The sequence below is a fragment of the Mangrovimonas yunxiaonensis genome, from assembly GCF_000733475.1.
GTDB lineage: Bacteria > Bacteroidota > Bacteroidia > Flavobacteriales > Flavobacteriaceae > Mangrovimonas > Mangrovimonas yunxiaonensis.
The window spans coordinates 94,624-114,776 of sequence record NZ_JPFK01000002.1 but is presented as its reverse complement, the minus strand read 5'-3'; the positions used below and the strand labels follow the sequence as shown (position 1 = coordinate 114,776).

At 36.3% G+C, this 20,153-nt stretch carries 20 protein-coding genes; 6 read left to right on the top strand and 14 right to left on the bottom strand.

Going from position 1 to position 20,153, the window contains the following annotated elements; genetic code table 11:
- Positions 1–54 precede the first annotated feature (54 nt).
- Together IA57_RS00550 and dnaA are read right to left on the bottom strand one after the other, a co-directional pair.
- Complete coding sequence (locus IA57_RS00550) at positions 55–513, bottom strand: low molecular weight protein-tyrosine-phosphatase (protein ID WP_036117837.1); 459 nt, start codon at positions 511–513, stop codon at positions 55–57.
- 12 nt (positions 514–525) lie between these two features.
- Positions 526–1,953 carry a chromosomal replication initiator protein DnaA gene (gene dnaA, locus IA57_RS00545; protein WP_036117834.1) on the bottom strand — a complete coding sequence of 476 codons (1,428 nt, stop codon included), beginning with the start codon at positions 1,951–1,953 and terminating at the stop codon, positions 526–528.
- Between the two features lie 182 nt (positions 1,954–2,135).
- Here dnaA and IA57_RS00540 point away from each other — a divergent pair, with 182 nt between their 5' ends.
- The gene (locus IA57_RS00540; RefSeq protein ID WP_036117831.1) at positions 2,136–2,537 is read left to right on the top strand and encodes an acyl-CoA thioesterase; all 402 of its coding nucleotides are present in this window, start codon (positions 2,136–2,138) and stop codon (positions 2,535–2,537) included.
- Here IA57_RS00540 and IA57_RS00535 read toward each other — a convergent pair.
- From IA57_RS00535 to ribD, 4 genes are read right to left on the bottom strand one after another with little or no spacing between them, the layout of a single operon-like run.
- Complete coding sequence (locus IA57_RS00535) at positions 2,534–3,145, bottom strand: IMPACT family protein (protein ID WP_036117829.1); 612 nt, start codon at positions 3,143–3,145, stop codon at positions 2,534–2,536. The genes IA57_RS00540 and IA57_RS00535 overlap by 4 nt on opposite strands.
- Positions 3,146–3,997, bottom strand: a complete 852-nt coding sequence (locus tag IA57_RS00530; protein ID WP_036117826.1) for an EamA family transporter — start codon at positions 3,995–3,997, stop codon at positions 3,146–3,148.
- Between the two features lie 3 nt (positions 3,998–4,000).
- Complete coding sequence (locus IA57_RS00525) at positions 4,001–4,618, bottom strand: HAD family hydrolase (RefSeq protein WP_036117823.1); 618 nt, start codon at positions 4,616–4,618, stop codon at positions 4,001–4,003.
- Positions 4,605–5,609: a bifunctional diaminohydroxyphosphoribosylaminopyrimidine deaminase/5-amino-6-(5-phosphoribosylamino)uracil reductase RibD gene (ribD, locus tag IA57_RS00520; RefSeq protein ID WP_036117820.1), complete on the bottom strand. Its 1,005-nt coding sequence runs from the start codon at positions 5,607–5,609 to the stop codon at positions 4,605–4,607. Before ribD ends, IA57_RS00525 begins: the two co-directional genes overlap by 14 nt.
- Positions 5,610–5,632: 23 nt before the next feature.
- Here ribD and IA57_RS00515 point away from each other — a divergent pair, with 23 nt between their 5' ends.
- The 4 genes from IA57_RS00515 to IA57_RS00500 all read left to right on the top strand — a co-directional run bounded on the left by IA57_RS00515 (position 5,633) and on the right by IA57_RS00500 (position 9,840).
- Positions 5,633–6,124, top strand: a complete 492-nt coding sequence (locus IA57_RS00515) for a GNAT family N-acetyltransferase (RefSeq protein ID WP_036117817.1) — start codon at positions 5,633–5,635, stop codon at positions 6,122–6,124.
- Entirely contained in the window at positions 6,121–6,996 is an 876-nt protein-coding gene (prmC, locus tag IA57_RS00510; RefSeq protein ID WP_036117814.1) for a peptide chain release factor N(5)-glutamine methyltransferase, read from the top strand. Before IA57_RS00515 ends, prmC begins: the two co-directional genes overlap by 4 nt.
- A 13-nt stretch (positions 6,997–7,009) precedes the next feature.
- Positions 7,010–9,010, top strand: a complete 2,001-nt coding sequence (gene ligA / locus IA57_RS00505; protein ID WP_036117811.1) for an NAD-dependent DNA ligase LigA — start codon at positions 7,010–7,012, stop codon at positions 9,008–9,010.
- 110 nt (positions 9,011–9,120) lie between these two features.
- A complete protein-coding gene (locus IA57_RS00500; protein ID WP_036117809.1) occupies positions 9,121–9,840 on the top strand; it encodes a hypothetical protein in 720 nt (239 codons plus the stop codon).
- A gap of 50 nt (positions 9,841–9,890) precedes the next feature.
- Here IA57_RS00500 and IA57_RS00495 read toward each other — a convergent pair whose 3' ends face one another.
- The 6 genes from IA57_RS00495 to IA57_RS12280 all read right to left on the bottom strand — a co-directional run bounded on the left by IA57_RS00495 (position 9,891) and on the right by IA57_RS12280 (position 17,363).
- Positions 9,891–10,703, bottom strand: coding sequence for an alpha/beta hydrolase (locus IA57_RS00495; RefSeq protein ID WP_036117806.1), 813 nt, complete (start codon positions 10,701–10,703; stop codon positions 9,891–9,893).
- 156 nt (positions 10,704–10,859) lie between these two features.
- Entirely contained in the window at positions 10,860–11,864 is a 1,005-nt protein-coding gene (locus IA57_RS00490; RefSeq protein ID WP_036117803.1) for a phosphotransferase, read from the bottom strand.
- 386 nt (positions 11,865–12,250) lie between these two features.
- Positions 12,251–15,466 carry an Eco57I restriction-modification methylase domain-containing protein gene (locus tag IA57_RS00485; RefSeq protein WP_036117801.1) on the bottom strand — a complete coding sequence of 1,072 codons (3,216 nt, stop codon included), beginning with the start codon at positions 15,464–15,466 and terminating at the stop codon, positions 12,251–12,253.
- 382 nt (positions 15,467–15,848) lie between these two features.
- On the bottom strand, positions 15,849–16,136 hold the full coding sequence (locus IA57_RS00480; protein WP_036117799.1) for a type II toxin-antitoxin system RelE/ParE family toxin: 288 nt from the start codon (positions 16,134–16,136) through the stop codon (positions 15,849–15,851).
- Entirely contained in the window at positions 16,129–16,368 is a 240-nt protein-coding gene (locus tag IA57_RS00475) for a ribbon-helix-helix domain-containing protein (protein WP_036118677.1), read from the bottom strand. The genes IA57_RS00480 and IA57_RS00475 overlap by 8 nt, the downstream gene beginning before the upstream one ends.
- Positions 16,369–16,607: 239 nt before the next feature.
- A complete protein-coding gene (locus tag IA57_RS12280; RefSeq protein WP_051880935.1) occupies positions 16,608–17,363 on the bottom strand; it encodes a DUF6090 family protein in 756 nt (251 codons plus the stop codon).
- A gap of 523 nt (positions 17,364–17,886) precedes the next feature.
- On the opposite strand from IA57_RS12280, the gene IA57_RS00465 reads away from it, so the two are divergent.
- Positions 17,887–18,438: a hypothetical protein gene (locus IA57_RS00465; RefSeq protein WP_144242138.1), complete on the top strand. Its 552-nt coding sequence runs from the start codon at positions 17,887–17,889 to the stop codon at positions 18,436–18,438.
- Here the strand turns inward: IA57_RS00465 and IA57_RS00460 are convergent.
- The gene (locus IA57_RS00460; protein ID WP_036117795.1) at positions 18,435–19,352 is read right to left on the bottom strand and encodes a bifunctional metallophosphatase/5'-nucleotidase; all 918 of its coding nucleotides are present in this window, start codon (positions 19,350–19,352) and stop codon (positions 18,435–18,437) included. The genes IA57_RS00465 and IA57_RS00460 overlap by 4 nt on opposite strands.
- 3 nt (positions 19,353–19,355) lie before the next feature.
- Positions 19,356–20,117: a 5'-nucleotidase C-terminal domain-containing protein gene (locus IA57_RS00455; protein WP_036117792.1), complete on the bottom strand. Its 762-nt coding sequence runs from the start codon at positions 20,115–20,117 to the stop codon at positions 19,356–19,358.
- Positions 20,118–20,153: the final 36 nt, after the last annotated feature.

Below are 20,153 nucleotides of genomic sequence, written 5' to 3'. Positions count from 1 at the left end.
CAAGGTTTCTGGAACTCATGTTAATTTACGAAAAAAGAATAAAAATATAATGGGTTAGGGGTTTTTTAACCTGCTTGCAATGCTGTCGCAAGCCTCATCTAGCATTTTAAAAACTTGGTCAAAACCTTGTTTGCCGCCATAATAAGGGTCTGGGACACTGTAGTTTTGGTTTTGATAAATCTCGTTTAAAATTAAGGTTACTTTGTCTTTGTCGGCAGTACTTCTGGCAAGTTTAACAACGTTGTCGTAATTCGATTCGTCCATGACATAAATATGGTCGAATGTATCGAAATCGGTTTCGGTAAATTGGCGCCCTTTTTGGGCAGTAATATCGATGCCATATTTTTTAGCGACTGCTATCGAGCGCACATCGGGTGCTTCGCCTATATGGTAATTGGAGGTGCCGGCAGAGTCTACTTCAAAATCGCTTTCGGGAAGTTTAGATTTTAAAATGCCTTCGGCTAATGGCGATCGGCAGATATTACCTAAGCATACCATCAATATTTTAGTCATTGTAATAGGCGTTTAAACAGAAAGTTTTTTCGATAAGTCTTCAACATATTTCTTAAACTGCTTGTCTGTAGAAGATAGGTTGTCTACTGTTTTGCAGGCGTGTAATACGGTAGCGTGGTCACGTTTTCCAATTTGCGATCCAATACTCGCCAAAGAGGCTTTGGTGAGTTTTTTGGCAAAGAACATGGCCAATTGCCTGGCTTGCACAATGTGGCGCTTTCTGGTTTTAGACTGTAGGGTGTCGATATCCATTTGGAAATAGTCCGACACGACCTTTTGTATGTAATCTATAGAAACCTCGCGCTTGGTATTTTTAACAAACTTCTCGACAACTTGTTTGGCTAATTCTATATTAACCTCTTTTTTATTGAAAGACGATTGTGCTATTAGGGAAATAATAGCTCCTTCCAGCTCGCGGATGTTTGTTTTTATATTTTTTGCCACATAGGCTATAATTTCCTCGGGCATTTCAACCCCGTCTCTATATAGCTTGTTCTTTAAAATAGAAACCCGTGTTTCAAAGTCTGGGCTTTGCAGTTCGGCAGAAAGGCCCCATTTAAAACGCGATAATAAGCGTTGTTCTATATCCTGCATGTCTACAGGTGCCTTATCACTGGTTAAAATAACCTGTTTGCCGTTTTGGTGCAAATGGTTAAAAATGTGGAAAAAGACATCTTGTGTTCCTGTTTTACCAGAAAGGAATTGCACATCGTCAATTATTAACACATCTATAATTTGATAGAAGTGAATAAAATCGTTTCTGTTATTCTTTTTAACAGAGTCTATATATTGTTGCGTAAATTTTTCGGCAGAAATATACAGCACTGTTTTTTCTGGATATTTATCTTTAATATCAACTCCAATAGCATGTGCTAAGTGGGTTTTTCCTAAACCAACCCCGCCAAAAATTAAAAGGGGGTTAAAGGAGGTGCCACCTGGTTTTGCAGCAACGGCTAAACCAGCACTTCTAGCTAACCTATTAGAGTCGCCTTCTAGGAAATTCTCGAAATTGTAATTGGGGTTTAGTTGCGATTCGATTTTAACATTTCTAATCCCTGGAATTACAAACGGGTTTTTTAATTCGGGGTTTTTGTTGTTAAAAGGAATATCGACATCTTGCGATTTTACAGCAGTTCTGTTTGAGCTTGGTATTTTTTCGGTAAAAGGTTGTTTGTTGCCATAGGTGTTTTCCATTTTAATAATGTAAACCAATTTGGCATTTTCTCCCAACTCTTTTGTTAGGGCAACCTTTAACACCTTAACATAGTGCTCCTCAAGCCATTCGTAGAAAAACTTACTAGGAACTTGAATGCTTAAGGCCTTGTCTGTAAGCTTAACTGCTTTTATCGGTTCAAACCAAGTTTTGTATGCTTGAGGTTGGATGTTATCTTTTATGAATTTGAGACAATTATTCCATACCGATTGCGCAGTCACACTCATTATTATGATAGAAATTTTTAAGTTAGTTATTCAGAGAAGTGGAATTCTCTGGTTGATTTTATAGCTCGACAAATATGTGAACAAAATTCTAAAAAAAAAAATAGGACACTATTGAATATTCAGAATTTTTTTTGCATGTTGTGAGCGTCTCCTAAACTACAAAAAAATAATTAAATCAGGATATGTTTTTCGATGAAATGCAAATAAGAGTGCGATATGGCGAAACCGACCAAATGGGGGTTGTATATAATGGTAATTATGCGCTATATTTAGAAGTGGGCAGAACCGAATGGCTGCGCAAACTAGGGGTGTCGTATAAGTCGCTAGAGGCTAGTAATATTATGCTTCCAGTAATTGCCATGAGCTTTCAATTTAAGAAGTCGGCTTATTACGACGAGGTAATTACAGTAAAAACCACATTGAAAAAAACGCCTGCTGTGAAAATCGAATTTGACTACGAGATTTTTAATGAAAACCAAGAGCTTTTGGTTACGGCAAATACCGTTTTGGCTTTTATAGATATGAACACCAAACGCCCCATAAAATGCCCCGATTATATTTTGGAAAAACTAAAACAGGTTTAGGACATTTCTTTAATGGAAATTTCGTGAAGCCTTTCAAAAATTTCAAACACCTCTTCCGATTCCTTTAACCTAACCGAAAGCTTAATTTGGCAATCCAATTCCAGTTTTTGGTCAATAACATCTAAGGTTCGCTCTTTAATAATACGCATGACAGTATTAAGGTTTTTATAATCGCAAGTGACCAGAAAGGTTTTGTTTATGGTTTTGGTGACAATTTTTGATGACTCCAGAGCCATTTGGGCTGTGGTTTTGTAAGCATGAATTAAACCGCCTACGCCCAATTTAACACCGCCAAAATAACGCACGACAATAATAAGGACATGGGTTAGCTCGAACGATTGTATTTGGCCATAAATGGGCATTCCTGCGCTGTTGTTGGGCTCGCCGTCGTCGTTGGCCCTAAATAACATGCTGTGCTCTTCGGTGCCTATTTGGTAGGCATAGCACCAGTGCCTAGCAGAGTGGTGTTGTTTTTTTATGGTTTCTAGACATTGCTTAACATCGTCTTCGGAATGTACAGGAAAGGCATAGCCAAAAAACTTACTGTTTTTATCTTTAAATAACACTTCTGCCGAAGGTTGGGTTATGGTTTTGTAGGTATCTTTCATTTAGGCCAATGTTACTAAAATTATAGCAATTATCGCCAATGTAATACCAAACCAATTCTTTTTTGTAAGATGTTCCTTAAACAGAAACAATCCCACTAAAGTAGAAAGCATCACAATACCCACATGGTTAACAGTAAATAAAGTTGAACTTTCAAACAGTTCGTGGTCCAGGGCCTTTAGCAGAAAATAAATCGAACCGTAGTTAACAACGCCCAATAGCAGTCCACCAAAAAGGGCTTTCGGTATTATTTTCAGGTCTTTTTTTACCATTAAGGTTATCACGCCCAAAATAGCGGCAATGCCAAAAATGGTCGCCGAAAAAATGGGAATACCGTTTTCGGGCACATAAGTGGTTTCGATGTATTTTATAGAGGTGTCGATTGTGCCAGAGCCCAAAAAGAGTACGGCAGGAAGCAGTAGGTTTTTTTTAAGGTTTATTTCTGAAGTCCCTTTTATAGAGGTTAAATATACTGCAACCAAAGCCAGTACAATACCTGTTATTTTTTGAAAACTTGCGCTTTCATGATATACATAAATACCAAAAACAATAGGAATAACCACACTCATTTTTGAAGCGACCGAAGCCACCGAAACCCCATTTTTCTGAGCGGTTAGAGCCATAACAAAAAAGATGCTTATAAACAAAAAACCCAAAAACACAGCCCCTAAAAACCAACTGGCATGTAGGGTATTTGCGCTGGTAATAGGCTCGTTAAAGGCCAACACTCCTATAAGACTGGCCACAATATAGTTAAGGGCAATAACTTGTAGGGTATTGATGTTGTATTTGCGTAACGCTTTAAATATTACGAAAATTAAGGTGGAACATAATATGCTAAACAGTAGATACATGCGTTAAAATAAGCGTTTGTTTACGTCAAAAAGTTGGGTAACATCATCGGTTTCTGGATTAATGTTCCAGGTATTAATGCCTAATTTCGAGGCGCTATCGGTATTTTCTTTAAGGTCGTCAACAAATAAACATTCACTAGGGGTGAGGTTGTTTTCGGTTAATACAAACTCGTAAATATTGCTGTTGGGTTTTCTTAAATTAATTTCGTGCGACAGGTAAAATCGATTAAAACACGATTTGAACTCTTCATAAAATGGGATTTCATTTTTTATCCAATCAATATGTAATTCGTTGGTGTTGCTTAAAAGAATGAGGTTGTACTTTTTTTCGGCTTGTAGTTTTTTCAAGAATGCCAACCGGTGTTTAGGAAAATCCCTTAAAATACAATTCCAAGCATGTAAAATAGTGCCTTGTGTTAGGTTTGGGAACTTGGTCGCATAAAACTCTAAAAACGCCTTGGTTGTTATTAAGCCCATCTCGTAACGACAATTTACATGGGTTAATTCCTCGGGAAACGTATCGACCTCAAAAATTTCAAGCGCATTGGCCATAGCGCCTTCTTTGTCAAGATTGATAAACACATCGCCAAAATCGAAAATAAGGGTTTTAATAAGGTTCATAAAAGCGTAACGTATCGTTTAAAATGGTTTGTTTTGAAGTGGTTTTTCCTAGAAGCGCAGGTGCAGGTATGCCATTTTTAAAGGTGGTGTTTCCGGTAAAAACCCTAGCTTCATCCCATAGGTTTTCATCTATAAAAGCCTGAAGCGTTTTGCTGCCGCCTTCAATAATAACCGATTGAATGTCTTGCTTGTAAAGTGCATTACAAATTTGCTTGGCAATGGGTTGGTTAAAATCAGTGTTGCTTTCAGAAATCACTATAGTTTCAGCTTCCGAATTAAAAATGTTTAAGGTTTTTGGTAGGTTGTTAGTTTTATCAACTACAACGCGAATGGGGTGCTGTCCAGTCCAGTCTCTAACCGTTAAACTCGGGTTGTCGGCCATTACGGTATTGTAGCCAACCAAAATAGCATGTTCTTCGGTACGCCATTTATGCACCAGCTGTCTGGATAATGTATTGGTAATCCAAACAGGTTTTTGTTCATCTTTTTGTAATGGGGCAATAAGGTTATTGACCGTTTGTGCCCATTTAAGTATAATATATGGGCGCTTTTTATTGTGAAAGGTAAAAAAACGCTTGTGGTGGTTTTTACAATCATTTTCCAACACGCCAACGGTAACCTGACACCCCGATGCTTTTAACATGTCAATGCCTTTTCCGGCAACTTTACTATGGGTGTCTATGGTGCCAATCACCACATTCGGAATGCCTTTCTCGATAATTAAATTACTACAAGGTGGCGTTTTCCCGTAGTGGCTACAGGGCTCTAAAGTGACGTAGAGTGTTGCCTTTTTTAATAGCGCTTGGTCTTTAACGGCAAGTATGGCATTTACCTCGGCATGGGCACCGCCATACGGGCTTGTAAAGCCCTCGCCAATAATAGTGTCCTGGTACACAATTACGCAGCCAACCATGGGGTTTGGCCGTGTAGAGCCAAGGCCATTTTTGGCCACCTCTATACAGCGTTTTATGTATTTTTCGTGTATCTTCACAGCGGTAAAAATACCATTTTAAAGTGAGCAAAGATAATATAGTTATAAGAGAAATTACTAAGGCCGATGATAAACAGTTGGCTAAGGTTATTCGTCATGTACTTTTAGAATTTGGCGTGCCAAAGGTTGGTACAGCTTATGCCGATGCAGCTTTAGATTGTATGATGGAAACATACAACAACGCCAAGGCCATTTATTTTGTGATTGATGCTGATGGAGCAATAATTGGCGGCGCGGGAATAGCGCCTTTAGAAGGTGCCGAAGGCGCTGTATGCGAATTACAGAAAATGTATTTTTTACCCGAAGCTCGTGGTACAGGCTTAGGACGTAAAATGATGCAAACGTGTTTGGAGGCGGCTAAAAACCTAGGGTACAAACAATGCTACCTTGAAACTTTGCCTTATATGACAGCTGCCACAAAACTCTACAAAAAAACGGGATTTAGGGCACTAAAAGGCCCTCTAGGAAATACGGGGCATTATTCGTGTAATGTTTGGATGATAATAGATTTATGATGCTTAGAGATATACAAGGCATATACCACAAAGAACTCGATGCTATTTATGGCCCCGATGAGGTTGATAGCTTTTTTTATTGGCTGATAGAGCACTACTTTAAATTTAACAGGTTAACCATAGCATTAGACCCGCAATTGGTGCTAACCAAAACAGAAGAACAACCCCTGTTTGAAGCGTTAAGCCGATTAAAAAACCAAGAACCCATTCAGCATATTATTGGTGAAACCGAGTTTTTAGGATTGCCATTTAAAGTCAACAGGCACACCCTAATCCCACGGCCAGAAACCGAAGAATTGGTGCAATGGATTATTAATTGCCATTCAGAACGAAGTGAAGCATCTCAATTAAAAATCCTAGACATCGGCACGGGAACAGGCTGCATAGCTATTTCCTTGGCCAAGCAGTTGCCAAAAGCTCAAGTGTTTGCTTTGGATGTTTCTGAGGAAGCTTTAAAAATTGCGCAACAAAACGCTGCGTTAAACAATGTTGAGGTGACATTTTTAAAAGCCAATGTTTTAAACAAAGCCGAATGTCTTTCAGTACTTGAAGCTGCGTCTAAATTCGATATCATCGTATCCAATCCGCCATATGTGCGACAGTTGGAAAAAAAGGAGATGAAAAAAAACGTTCTCGACTACGAACCCGATTTGGCACTATTTGTAGCAGATGATAATCCATTGGTGTTTTATCGAGCCATAACACAATTGGCTGTTGATATGTTGCAACCCAACGGACAATTATTCTTTGAAATTAATCAATATCTTGGTGCAGAAATGCAACAAATGGTCAAAACATATCCGTTTAAACACATCGCATTACGGCAGGATATGTTTGGTAAGGACCGCATGTTAAAAGCCGAAAAATACTAAAGTAACACCCCCAATGAGTCAAAACATACAACAACACATACAACAACTTCGCGACGAATTACGAGAGCATAATTACAACTATTATGTATTGGACAATCCGGTGATAAGCGATTATGACTTTGATATGAAATTGAAGCAGCTCCAAGAGCTGGAAGCCAAACACCCGGAGTTTTACGATGCCAATTCCCCAAGTTTGCGCGTTGGGGGCGAAGTGACCAAGAACTTTGAAACCGTGGTTCACGAATCCAGAATGTACTCCTTGGATAATTCATATTCCAAAGAAGATTTGGAAGATTGGGAAAAACGGCTTAAAAAAATGGTCGATGGCCCAATTGCATACACCTGCGAGTTAAAATACGATGGCGCGTCTATGAATCTCACCTATGAAAACGGGCGTTTGGTAAGGGCGGTAACCCGTGGCGATGGCTTTCAAGGAGATGATGTTACAGCCAACGTAAAAACCATTAAATCGGTACCCTTGCAATTACGAGGCGATTACCCCAATAAATTTGAAATTAGAGGCGAGATTGTGTTGCCTATAGAAGGGTTTCATAAAATGAATGAAGCCAGAATAGAAATAGGCGAAGAACCTTATAGAAACCCACGAAATACGGCTTCAGGTAGTTTAAAACTTCAAGACAGTGCAGAGGTTGCTAAACGGCCGCTGGAATGTTTGTTGTATAGCCTTAAAGGGCGCGATTTAGGCGTAAATACCCAGTTTGATGGGTTGCAAAAAGCTCGAGATTGGGGATTTAAAGTACCTAATGAAGCCCGTTTGGTAACATCTATCGATGAGGTTTTAGAGTATATAAACTATTGGGACGAGCATCGTCACGAACTCCCTTACGAAATTGATGGGGTGGTGATTAAGGTAAACAGTTTTTACCAGCAAGAAGAATTGGGTTACACAGCCAAAGCACCGCGTTGGGCAATGGCCTATAAGTTTAAGGCCGAGCAGGTTTCAACGCGATTAAATGACATTACGTATCAAGTAGGTCGCACAGGCGCCATCACACCCGTGGCAAATTTAGAGCCTGTAGCATTAGCGGGCACCACGGTAAAACGCGCGTCGTTGCACAATGCCGATCAAATTGCCAAGTTGGATGTTAGGGTAGGTGATGAGGTGTTTGTTGAAAAAGGCGGGGAGATTATTCCAAAAATTATTGCTGTCGATTTTACAAAACGCCCAGAACATTCGCAACCCACAACCTATATCGCGCATTGCCCAGAATGTGGCACCGCATTGGTACGGCAAGAAGGCGAGGCGCAGCATTATTGCCCCAATTACAATGGGTGTAATCCGCAGATTATCGGGCGTATACAGCATTATATTTCCAGAAAAGCCATGGATATTGAAGGCTTGGGGGGCGAAACGGTTGCCTTGTTGGTTAATGCAGGTCTTATTAATAACTATTCCGATTTGTACGAGCTAACGGTAGAGCACGTTTTGCCGTTGGAACGTATGGCACAAAAAAGTGCTGAAAATCTGGTTCATGGTATTGAGGCATCCAAACAAATTCCTTTTGAACGTGTATTGTATGCTTTAGGCATTAGGTATGTAGGCGAAACGGTAGCCAAAAAGTTAGCCAAGCATTACAAATCTATAGATGCTTTGGCCCATGCAACAACAGACGATCTTGTTAATGTTGATGAGATAGGAGTGAAGATAGCAGAGAGCGTTGTGGCCTTTTTTAATTCAGAAGAAAATAGAACCATTATAGCGCGGTTAAAATCTTTTGGCGTGCAATTGGAGCTTTCGGCTGAGACTTTAGCCAACCAAACCAATAAGCTAGAAGGGGATACGTTTGTGGTCTCGGGGGTGTTTAACACCGTATCGCGTACCGAACTTAAAAAATTAATTGAGGATAATGGCGGTAAGGTATCGTCTTCCATTTCTTCTAAAACATCGTATGTGGTTGCCGGGGACAATATGGGACCCAGTAAAAAAAATAAGGCGGTAGCATTGGGAATTCCCATTTTATCTGAAAAGGAATTTTTAGATATGGTTATGTGAACGAAATCTTTCGTCATGTTAAATATTTAATAAAAATCGGATAAAGTGTATTTTTTCGTCGATAAATAGTAAATGTTTGTGTATATTTGCTCACGAAGTGAATATTATTTATGAAAAACGCTAAGGTATTAGGCGCGCTTATTTTAAGCTTGGTTGTTGTAAGTGTTGTGCTTGATTTTTGTCAAGAATACGTTTTCTCCCGCCTGGTTAAATCGGTTATAGCGCCTGCATTTTTGTTGCTTTACTGGTTAACCGTTACGCCTAAAAACAAGTACTTTACCTGGTTTTTAATCCTGTTTTCCATACCAGAAATAACAAGCTTTACCGAACTTTTTATCGAGACCAATGCCGATATGTATCTTTACTATACCTTTGGAAATATCCTGTATATTTTGGCTTATATCGTCCTGTTTTATGGCGTTTGTAGGGATCTTAACTTTTCTAAAATTCTTAAAAGCTACAAGCCACATTTAATAGTGCTTATTTTATTGAATCTGTACATTATGTATGTCTTGCTAACCATTGTCCAACCAAAATTTCCAGAGTTGCATATGCTGTTAATCGAGGTGATTTACAATATTGTTATGTTGTTGTTGCTCACGGCTTCGTTGTTGTTGTATTTTAGTAAAGACAATAAAAAGGCATTGTTTTTATTTTTTGGCTCCCTGTGTATTGTTTTTTCCGAAGTTTTACAAATAGCCTATTTCTATATTTCTGAAAGGGATGGCTTTAATATCGTATCAATTATCTTGTTTTCGATGGCGTTTTGCTTTTACTATTTTTATGCTAAAACCAAAAATGAAGATACGTTTAAGTTACTAGTTGAATAAGCGGGTACACAGATGCTCTTTAAAATAACGCCACTTGGTCTTTTTAGGCTTTAATTATTTAGTGTCCAAATAAGAGCTTTTTCTTTTGTTGCTCTAAAAATGGTGCTGTGTTTTTCATTTGGTTCATCCGAATATTTCCAAGTTAATTTTGGAGGAGCACTTGTTTTTAAGCTATTTTCTACGCGTTTAGTGAATTTAGAAATGTCTTCTGCACTTGAACCTGCAAACCATAGTTTTAAATTTTGGTCGGGGAATTTAGATAATAGTGCATCGGCATTTTTTGCTAAAAAGTGATTGTTCCACCAAAGAGAAGGATCCATTGCAATATAAAAATCAAATGTATTTGGCATGGTAAAGCATGTTTCCATGACGAAAAGCCCAGCGAGTGACTCTCCAATAATGCCTTTTCTATTTGTTGTTCGGTATTTTCTATTGATTTCTGGTATTAATTCTTCTAAGATGAATGCCCTAAAGTCTTTAGCGCCATCTGTTACGGGGCAAAACTGTTTGTCGTATTCAGCTTCCGAAAATCCTGTTAAATCCCGCCCTCTTTTTGTGTTTTCAATTCCAACTAATATAAATGGCGGAATTTTATTTTCAGATAGCAATTTATCCAATGTGTTGGCAATGTGTGGGAAATCCTCTTTTATTCCCCCATCTGGCATATAAAGCACGGGAAAACTGTCGGTCGAATTTTTATAGTTTGGAGGGATCCAAATGTTAATCACACGGTCTTCATTCACAAATTTTGATGCTATTGTTAAACTGTCGTGTTTCGGAATGGGGTCGGTATATGCCATGTCTTTGTTTTTACAGTTAAGAGCCAAAACGGCAATTAATAGGAAGAAGACGTTTTTTTTCATATGGATTCTTTTTTTAATGACCTAACTGTGTGCATAATAGATAGTCACGGATAAATATACGAAGTTTTTTGGTTTAGAACTGGCATTGGTTATTCCGAGTGGATTCAGTTTAGCCTAGGTGAGGCTGAAAGACAGTCTAATCAGTTGCATTTGTGGTTATGTGTTGTTGGTAGCAGTTATTTTTTTGTTTTTATAATATTCCATCCAAGATTTTATCCTTCCAACAAACATTTTCAGATAGTTTTCGGTTAGAAATATATTCGACCAATCAAATCTTTGTGCTTGTACTCCAAGATAAAAAGTAAAGATTGAAGCTCCAGCTTCTGGAATTAATTTAATTTCCTTGTCTGTAAGCTCTCTTAATTTTCGATAACCATTTAGAAAGCTTTCAACTTTTGATTCATATTTTTCCTTGTCAGATTCTATGAAGAACAATTGTTTGCAAAAGTAACCAATGTCTAAAATCAATAATCCATTCCCACAATTGTCAAAGTCAAATAGTGTAATTTCTCTGTTGTCATTAACACTCAAGTTATCATACCAAATGTCAAGATGAACTATCCCTTTTTGAAACTTTAATGGATTAATTTCCTCAAAGGTTTTTGAAATTTTATTGTCAAGATCTTTTAGATACCTCATTTCAGCCAAATTCTCTGCAAAAAAATGAACTAGCTGGTTGTAGGACTGTTTTAAAAGTAGGTTAGAATTATAATTAGCCCTATTAATTGCCTTGTTAGCTGTAATATTATGAATTTTAGCCATAAGTGAGCCAATTTCAGAGCAAGTGTTATTGTCCATAAATCTCATTTTTTCTCCTTTTGCGAAAGAGAAGAGAACTACATAGCGAAGCCCTTCAGGCGCATTTATTTCTTGAATTTGGTTGTCTTCTTTATCTGAAATTGGATATGAAACGGAAAGATTGTTTTTTTTGAGTAATTCGAGTAATGATAATTCTTCTTGAATTTCGGTTTTTGTTCTCCAATTATAACAGTAAACTCTAATTACGTACTTTTCTTTTGTATTAGAAATGAAATAGGTGTGATTCATTCCTGTTCTGAATAATTTACATTCAAAACTTTCGCTTAAATTGTATTTGTCTTTGATGAAAATACCTAATTCTTTTTCTGATAAAGTTGAATTTGATACTGGAAAAGTTGTCATTCGGTTAGTTCTGGATTTTAATTGTGGCTAGCGGTCTCGTATAACTGTCAGCTACGGGATTAAAGTTAATGATTTTCGGTTTAGCGCTGACGTTAGCAATTCCGAGTGGATTCAGTTAACCCTGAGCGAAGTTGAAGGGTAGTCGAATCAGTTGCAATTGTGGTTATGTGTTGTTGGCAAAGATCATACTCTTTTGCAATTTTTGGCTTGTGGTTTGGCTGAAGCGAAATGTAAAACATTCACGAACACCAAAATACAATTTTTAAATCCGTGAGTAATTGCAAATGTGTATGGCTTTATGCGTTGGCTTCTTCCACAATGTTTATTTACTCACTTCATTTCTATTTTTCAATAATGTGTTCATGAATCGCCAAATGAAATTCTTTCTATTTTGTTGCTTCCTCAACAATGGCGATTTCTTCTTCTGTCAATCCGTACAATTCATAAACCATTTGGTCTATTTCTTTGTCCGTTTTATCAATTTCTGCTTTTAATTCCTCTGCTTTTTGTTTTTGCTCATTAAAATATTGCATCCATTCTGCTTCTTCGCTCAATGATAATTTTTTGTATTCTGTTTCGTTTTCTTTAGCATATTTTTTACGTACTTTTTCTAAATCTTTTAAAAATAGATTAAAGTCTAATTGGTGCCAGCTACGAAGTTTTGTTGTTAATTTTAAATCACCAAACTTGGATTTTACAAGCATTAAAAAATTTGCTTCATATTTATTCAAATTGTTGCTTAATATTCTCATTTCATTGATGTTTTCAAGCAATAGATTATTTTCTTTTATAGATGGATAAATAAATTTTTCAACCGAAGTTTTTTTCAATACATAAGCTCCGCCAGCAGTTTGCTCACCCACATTCTTGAAATAGAATTTATACAATTTTGAGTTTAACAAACCTAAAAGTAACTTAAGGTTTATATTATTCGAAGTCAAAAAAAATGAAGAACTAGTTAGAAAATTTCCGGATTCGTCTAAACTAAATCCCCAATTACCAGTTATTAAACCCCAAACTATTTTAGGTTTATCAAAAAGTTCATAATATGAAGCGGCACACCTTTGTAAAGCATACCATTCATATCTCTTACCAGTTTCTGACTTGTTCCTGTTAGATAACTTGTCCTTATGCTTTATTAAATGTTCGTAAAGTTGAGGATATTTTATTTTCAAAGATTCTTCTGCATCTTGACTTGCACCACTTATAGATTCATCCAAGTGTAATGGAAAATGCCAAGGTATAAATAGCAAGCTTAAACCACTTTCTGCTAACTCATATCTTTTTATATCTTTTCCTCGTAAAATTGATTTTGAAATTTCAGGATGGGTAGTGTTTAACAAATGTGATTTTTCTATCAAAAATGCGTCATCATAACCTGTAGTAATACCTCTTTTAATTTCTAAATCCTCAATATCTCCAATTGCTTTACCCTTACCTTTTATCTTTTTAATGATTAAAGAAATTTTAGGGTCAGTAAACAACCAACTATTTTTCTTTAAATAATTGTTGGTTATTTCTCTCTTTCGACTAATTAGCTCGTTCTGAAAATCTAAATCTGCAAGTTTTTCTTTGTTGAACTCTACATAATTTACGATACTTAATGGATTTGATTTACGAATTAGGTTTATTGTACTTGAAACCAAAGCGTCTTTGAAAATAGACACTTGTTCAAAATTAATGATTGTATTTATTTGATAATTAGTTAAATAGTTTCTTAATGGTAAGCCATATTCTGTGTTAAAAAACTTATTCGTATTAATATAAGCTAAAAATCCATCGTCTTTTAAAATATTTATTGCCTGTTCATAAAAATATACACTTAAATCAGATGTGCCAGTATAAACTGAAAATTGATTTTTAAAGTGACTTGAATATTCCATCAATCTCCTATGCTGAACATAAGGCGGATTCCCAATCACCACATCAAAACCACCTTTTGCAAAAACTTCTGGAAATTCGTTTTTCCAATTAAATGCTTTATCTCCTGCAACAGTTGGTTCGTCAATTAAACTGTTACCACATTTAATGTTGTTATTTAAAGAAGTGAGTTTTCTACCTTTTTGTGCAGTTCGTAACCAAAGAGAAAGTTTAGCAATTTCAACACTTTCTTCGTTTATATCTACTCCGTAAATGTTGTTTTCCAAAATGGCATTTTCCACTTCGCTCAATACCATGGCATCTCCAAAAAGTTTGGCTTGTAACTCGTCAATGTATTGATGTTCAGCAATTAGAAATTCTAACGCTTGGTTTAAAAAAGCACCACTACCACAAGCTGGGTCGCAAATAGTAATCTGCAATAACCATTTTCTATAATCTTCTAATTTTTGAGATAGCTTTTTTAAAGTCTCTTTTTGTCTTCCTTTACGTTCTTTTTCATATTCAGCTTCTTGAATGTCGAGTTTAGTTTTCTTTTCCTCACAAAGTTTGCCAACTGTATTATCTACAATGTATTTGGTAATATATTTTGGGGTATAAAAAACACCGTCTTTTTTACGCTTGGTTTTGCTTTGTTCGGTCGCAACGCCTTGTATTTCTGCTTGAATTTCATCAATGTCGTTTAATGAATGTTCAAAAATATGACCTAGTATGTTTACGCTTACTTCACTTTCAAAATCGTAGGTACTTAAATTAACTGTGTGTTTGTAAAGTAAATCGTCATTAATTTTGATATTATCTAAAATCTCATCTGGTGCAAAAAGTCCACCATTGTAAGCAAAAATATCGTGTTGTTGTCCTTTGTGTCCTGTGTTCATATAACCGAAATATTTTTTAAATCGGTTGTACAAAGGAAAATATTCGTCATATTTATCACGTAAATCAGTCCATTGGTTTACAATAGAACGAATAGAATTTGGTGGCAATAACAATCTATCTTCTGCAAAAAAGATAAATAGAAAACGGTCGAGTAATTTCTGCGTTTTCTTGAATAACGTTAACTTATCGTATTCAGGATTTTCTTTTTGTATGGCATCAAAAATCTCATTTCTGAAAGAAGCGTAATCTTTGTATAATTTTTTGGTGACGTTTTCTTCCTGCGTTAAAGATTCGTCTTTTATCTTTTTGGGAATGTCTTTTAACAAATAGTCTGATGAAAGGCAAAGCCAAAGCATGTCGAAACGTTCTTTTGAAAGCTGAAATAAATTGAATTCCTCAAAGTCAACTGCATTGTCAATGTAAAAACGCAACTTCTCAAAGTTTGAAGTAATGACATAATTACAACCTGGTTGGTTGTTTTTATATCCAAATGCTTGGGTTTCTACTTTGCTTAAATCAGTTGTATTTGTTCCTTTTAGTTCAATTACTGCAAGTGCTTTTTCTCCTTTCAAAATTGCTCCATCAGTTTTTTTTGAACCTTTTATATTTTTTAATTCCGTTGTGAGATTAAAGTCAGGTGTTGGGTTTTTAATGTAACCTAAAACATTCACAAAAAGGTCAATTAAGAATTCGCCTTGATATTGTTCCTCTTTGGAATTTCTTATGTTTTCTTGAATGGTAGGATTATGGAAATGGCTTGTAAATCGCTCGTAAGCTTGATTGACTTTTTCGGACTCCAATCCTTTTAAATATTTGTTTAGAACAGAGTTCTGAAATAAGCTCATGAAATTTTAATCTTTTTTCTCAAATTTAATATTATTCCGAGCGTTGGCAAGAAACAGCTCTTTTATTTTTTCGGCGTTGGCTTTTGTGTCGGCAAAAAAAACAAATGTGCTATTTGAGCGGCTGGTTTTCGGTATGAAACACAACGTGTTATATAAGTATAAATATATTTCTTTTTAGGCGTTGTTTTCAGGATAAAAACACAAAGTTTTTTGGTTTAGAACTGGCATTGGTTATTCCGAGTGGATTTGGTTAACCCTGAGCGAAGTCGAAGGATAGTCGAATCTGCCGACCAAAGCGAAGCGACTGATGAACACAAAAACAAATAATAGCTCGTGAGTAAATCGCGCTTATACATTGTTGGCTACAGTTTTTTAAATTCCATTATAATTTTTCATTCAAATCTTGTCTTCCAACTATTGTCACTATTTCAACAATATTTTCATTGACTTTATAGAAAATACTATCAACTCCACACACGCAACGTCTGTATCCTTTTTTGATATAGTCAACAGATTCAAAGAAAAAAGGACGTTCAGCGATAATGTCAAAATATTCAAAAAAAGACTCAAAATATTTGTCCGCTTGGGTCATTCCGAATTTTTTTACTCCATAGTGGTGAATCCGAATCAAGTCATTTTTCGCTTCATTTGTCAGTTTGTATTTAGCCATTTAGCAAAGACTTTGATTGAGCTAAAATACTTTCTTTACTGTCATTCGTAAATCCACTATTTTCAGCTTTTTCAATTTTAGCTCGAATCCAGTCAATTTGAACTTGCTGTTTTCGGGCTTGTCTAATTAAATCGTTAACTAATTCGCTTTTGCTAGAATATTCTTTATTGTCCACTTGGGCTTTTAGCCATTCATCGTTCGGTTTTGTAAATGATATACTTTGTCTCGACATAATTACATATTTTGATGTAAATATACACCAAATTCGAATCATTTACAAATTGCAGCCAACGGGTTATATAAGTATAAATATATTTCTTTTTAGGCGTTATTTTCAGGATAAAAACACAAAGTTTTTCGGTTTAGAACTGGCATTGGTTATTCCGGGTGGATTCGGTTTGCCTTGAGCGAAGTCGAAGGATAGTCTAATCCGCCGTAATTGCGGTTATACATTGTTGTGCTTTTGTTATTTTAGTCATATTCCTCGATTAATTCATAGAGGTTTTCTAATTCAGTTTTAAGTCTTTTGTAGTTGTCAATCTGTATATTAGAGTTATAAAATATATTGTCTATTAAGCTCTCAAACTTTAGAATATTCAGCACATTTAAATTGTTGTGGCTGCTAAATTTTGAAGGTCCGATTAGTTTTCCATGTGCAGTGTGTTCATAGTCCATTTGTCTGAAACTGATATGCTCATATATAAACGGATAAAAATAATCGTTAAGGTCTTCGTTCATGTATTTTTCTCCAATTCTAACCTCTTCGACAAGAGATGGTAAACCGTATAAAAGTGTCTTTAAGGAGTCGGATTTAATAAGTGCGACCTTTCCAGTATTTAGTCCTTCGTTTAAGGTTCCGTTTTTAAACTCCATGTTGCCATTTGCCATAGATATATTGATTAGGCTGTCCAATGTTTTGGAAGAAAGTTTGGTTATATCTTCGCCAACCATTTTTAAAATAGCCAATGAACTCCTCCTTTGGTTTTCTTTTTTTTCGATTTCCTCTTGAGTAAAACCTATATTACTTTTTACTTCGGCTTTTAATCGTGTAACAAACTCTTTAGATTCTTTTATATTACTTTTGTTTATGTTCCAGTTGTTAATCTGTAGGGCGATCAAAATCCCAATAACTACAAGAATAATTTCTCCAATAGCATAGGTTAAATACTTTCCAAATTTATTTTCAGTCAGAGTTTTTTGTCTAATTTTTCTAAAGAATTTTATCATTGGTTAGTGGTTGGTTATAATGAAGTACAACGGCGTTCGTATAACTGTCAGATAATGATAAATATACGAAGTTTTTTGGTTTAGAATTGACCTTAGTAATTGCCAAGTAGATTTTAGTCAGTCTTGAGCTTTGCAGTTTATAAAAATTAATAAATAAGCAAATATTACAAAGTATTTCATAGGTCTGTTTAATGGTGTGCACCTAGACACAAAGCTAGCTTTTACTTAAAATTTTAACATTTTTTTCGATGAAGTGCATAAAATTACCGATATAAAAACATATATTTGTTATACCTACTTATGTTCTTCTATTATGAAAAAATTGTTTAAAGCCAATTTTAATGCCCTATTTATTGGTGTATTGTTCAGCCTTTTGTTGCTCACACTGGTTGCTCTTTTGAGTGAAAATGAAGGCCTTCTCTGGTTCCTAAAACCCATTTATGTCCCTGTCTTTTTTCTGTTTTTTTATGTGAAGCAGCGAGCGGTAGGGCTTGTTTTTTTATTCTTTTACCTGTTTTCCTTTTTGGGTGACTTTTTATCTGTTTTTCATATAAACCAAAGTGTTGTGGAGTTTTCTGGCCTATTTTACTTTTTAAGCTATTTGGGCCTGATTTTTTATGCCTTTACGCGACTTAAAACCATAGCGTTCGATAAGGTCATTGGGCTTTATTTGTTGTTGGTGTTGGCTGTAAACTCGTATTTCCTATACGAATTGTTTTGGATGTTACAATTTAGTGCCTCCGGTGCCTTTCAGGTTGGGCTATACGTTTTAAAAAGCAGCTCGCTTGTCGCGTTATTGTTCGTGTCGTTTGTGGTGTATTTAAACAACGATTCAAAACAGGCCATAACATTTTTAATTATGGCCCTGTGCTTTGTGTTTTCAGACGTGTTGTATTACATTATAAATTACTACATATACAACGATGTGTTTGCAGTTATCGAGCGTGTTTTACACCTTGCAGGTTTATTGTTTTTATACAAATATGTGCTTATGCAAACCATGCCATTGCGTCGTAGACAACAAAAAAGAGTGCAGGCGTCTACCTTAAGCGTGCCCGATAACGTTTTAACCTAAACGATTATAGCGGTGCCATCGGCACTTTTGTTCTTTTGGCTGTCAAAATAAAAATCAATACGGCCTAAATTTATTCCATAACATCCAACTTGGTTAACCAAAACATGTTTGCCAACGCTGTTTTTTTCAATGGTGGGCTTGGGCAAGAACGTATGGGTGTGTCCTCCAATAATAAGGTCGGTATGTTTGGTTTTTCTGGCTACAATAAGGTCGCTTACCTTGGTCGATTTATCGCCATAGTAATAGCCTATATGCGAAAGGCAAATAACCAGGTCGCAGTTGTGTTCGTCTTTTAAAATTCGTTCTGTATCTTGGGCTATTTCTATCGGATCTAAGTATTTAGTTTCCTTGCTTAAGGCCACATCTACCAAGCCTTCCAGTTTAATGCCTAAGCCATAAACGCCAATTTTTATATGCTCCTTGGTAAAAATTTTATAGGGCTTTACATGCGTATCCATAACGGTATTGGAAAAATCGTAATTCGCCGAAATAAGGTCGAACTTTGCATGTGGCAGTTGGGCGTAAAGCCCATCTATACCATTGTCAAAATCGTGGTTGCCTATGGTTGCGGCATCGTATTTTAACATGCTCATGAGTTTAAACTCAAGTTCGCCCCCGTAGTAATTAAAATAGGGGGTGCCTTGAAACATATCGCCGGCATCTAATAGGAGGGTATTGGGGTTTTCTTTTCTAATGTGTTCTACTAAAGTAGCCCTTCTTGCTACACCGCCCTTGTTGGGATTTCTGCCATCGTCTGGCCCAAATGGGTCGATATGACTATGCACATCATTGGTGTGTAGAATGGTAATTTGCGTTGCGCTACTTTTGGTCGAGAAGCTCTGTAAGCCTAAACCGCCTAGCGAAACCAATGCTGTGGTGGCTGCCGCTTGATTAATAAAATCTCTACGTTTCATGGGTTATTCTTGAAGTTTTATAAATCTATCGTCAATAGAAGGGTTAATGGTGTCTTTTTTATAAAAATAGTCTAAAAGCACATTCCTTATTTTATAGTCTAAAACGTATAAGGAATCGTTTGGTTTAAAGAAGGTCATGTGGTCGCCACCGTTGTACAAATAGTCGTTGGTTGCTACGTAGTAGGTTTTTGTGGTGTCGATAGGCTGGTTGTTTACCAGGGCTTCTTTTAGGTTGTAATCGGCATCGACGGTTAGTTTTAAACCAAAAATAGGGTGGGCGCGTTTGGCCCTTACAAGGTAGTCTACCAGTTGTTTAACTTGTTTCCCGTTTAATGCTGCCACGACCAGGCTGTTTTCAAAAGGCATAATGCTGTAAGCTGTACGTTTGGTTACGTTGCCTTTAGAAATTATGGCCCTAATACCGCCGTGATTAACTAAAACAATATCAATATCCTTAGAGGTTCTGGATTTAAAAATAGGATTGGCTTGCTCAAAAATGGCGTCGGCAAAAAGGTTTCCAATCGCGGTATTCAGTTCGCCATCACTTTTAGAGTACGTATCCATGGCGTAGGCCAAAACACTGTCTAAGTCTTTGTTAACATGGGTTCTGTATGGTGCAATAACGCTATCAATGGTTTTGTTAAGTTCTAAACTGTCGGTTATTGGTAGTAGTTTGCCTTCTATGCGTGTTAGCTGTTTGTTTTCTTGCTTACAGGCCAAAATGGTTGTAAGCAAAAAGAGGAAGGTGAGGTGTGTTAATTTCATGGGTTTTTTAACAAGCTTTTATAATTAGTTTTAGCT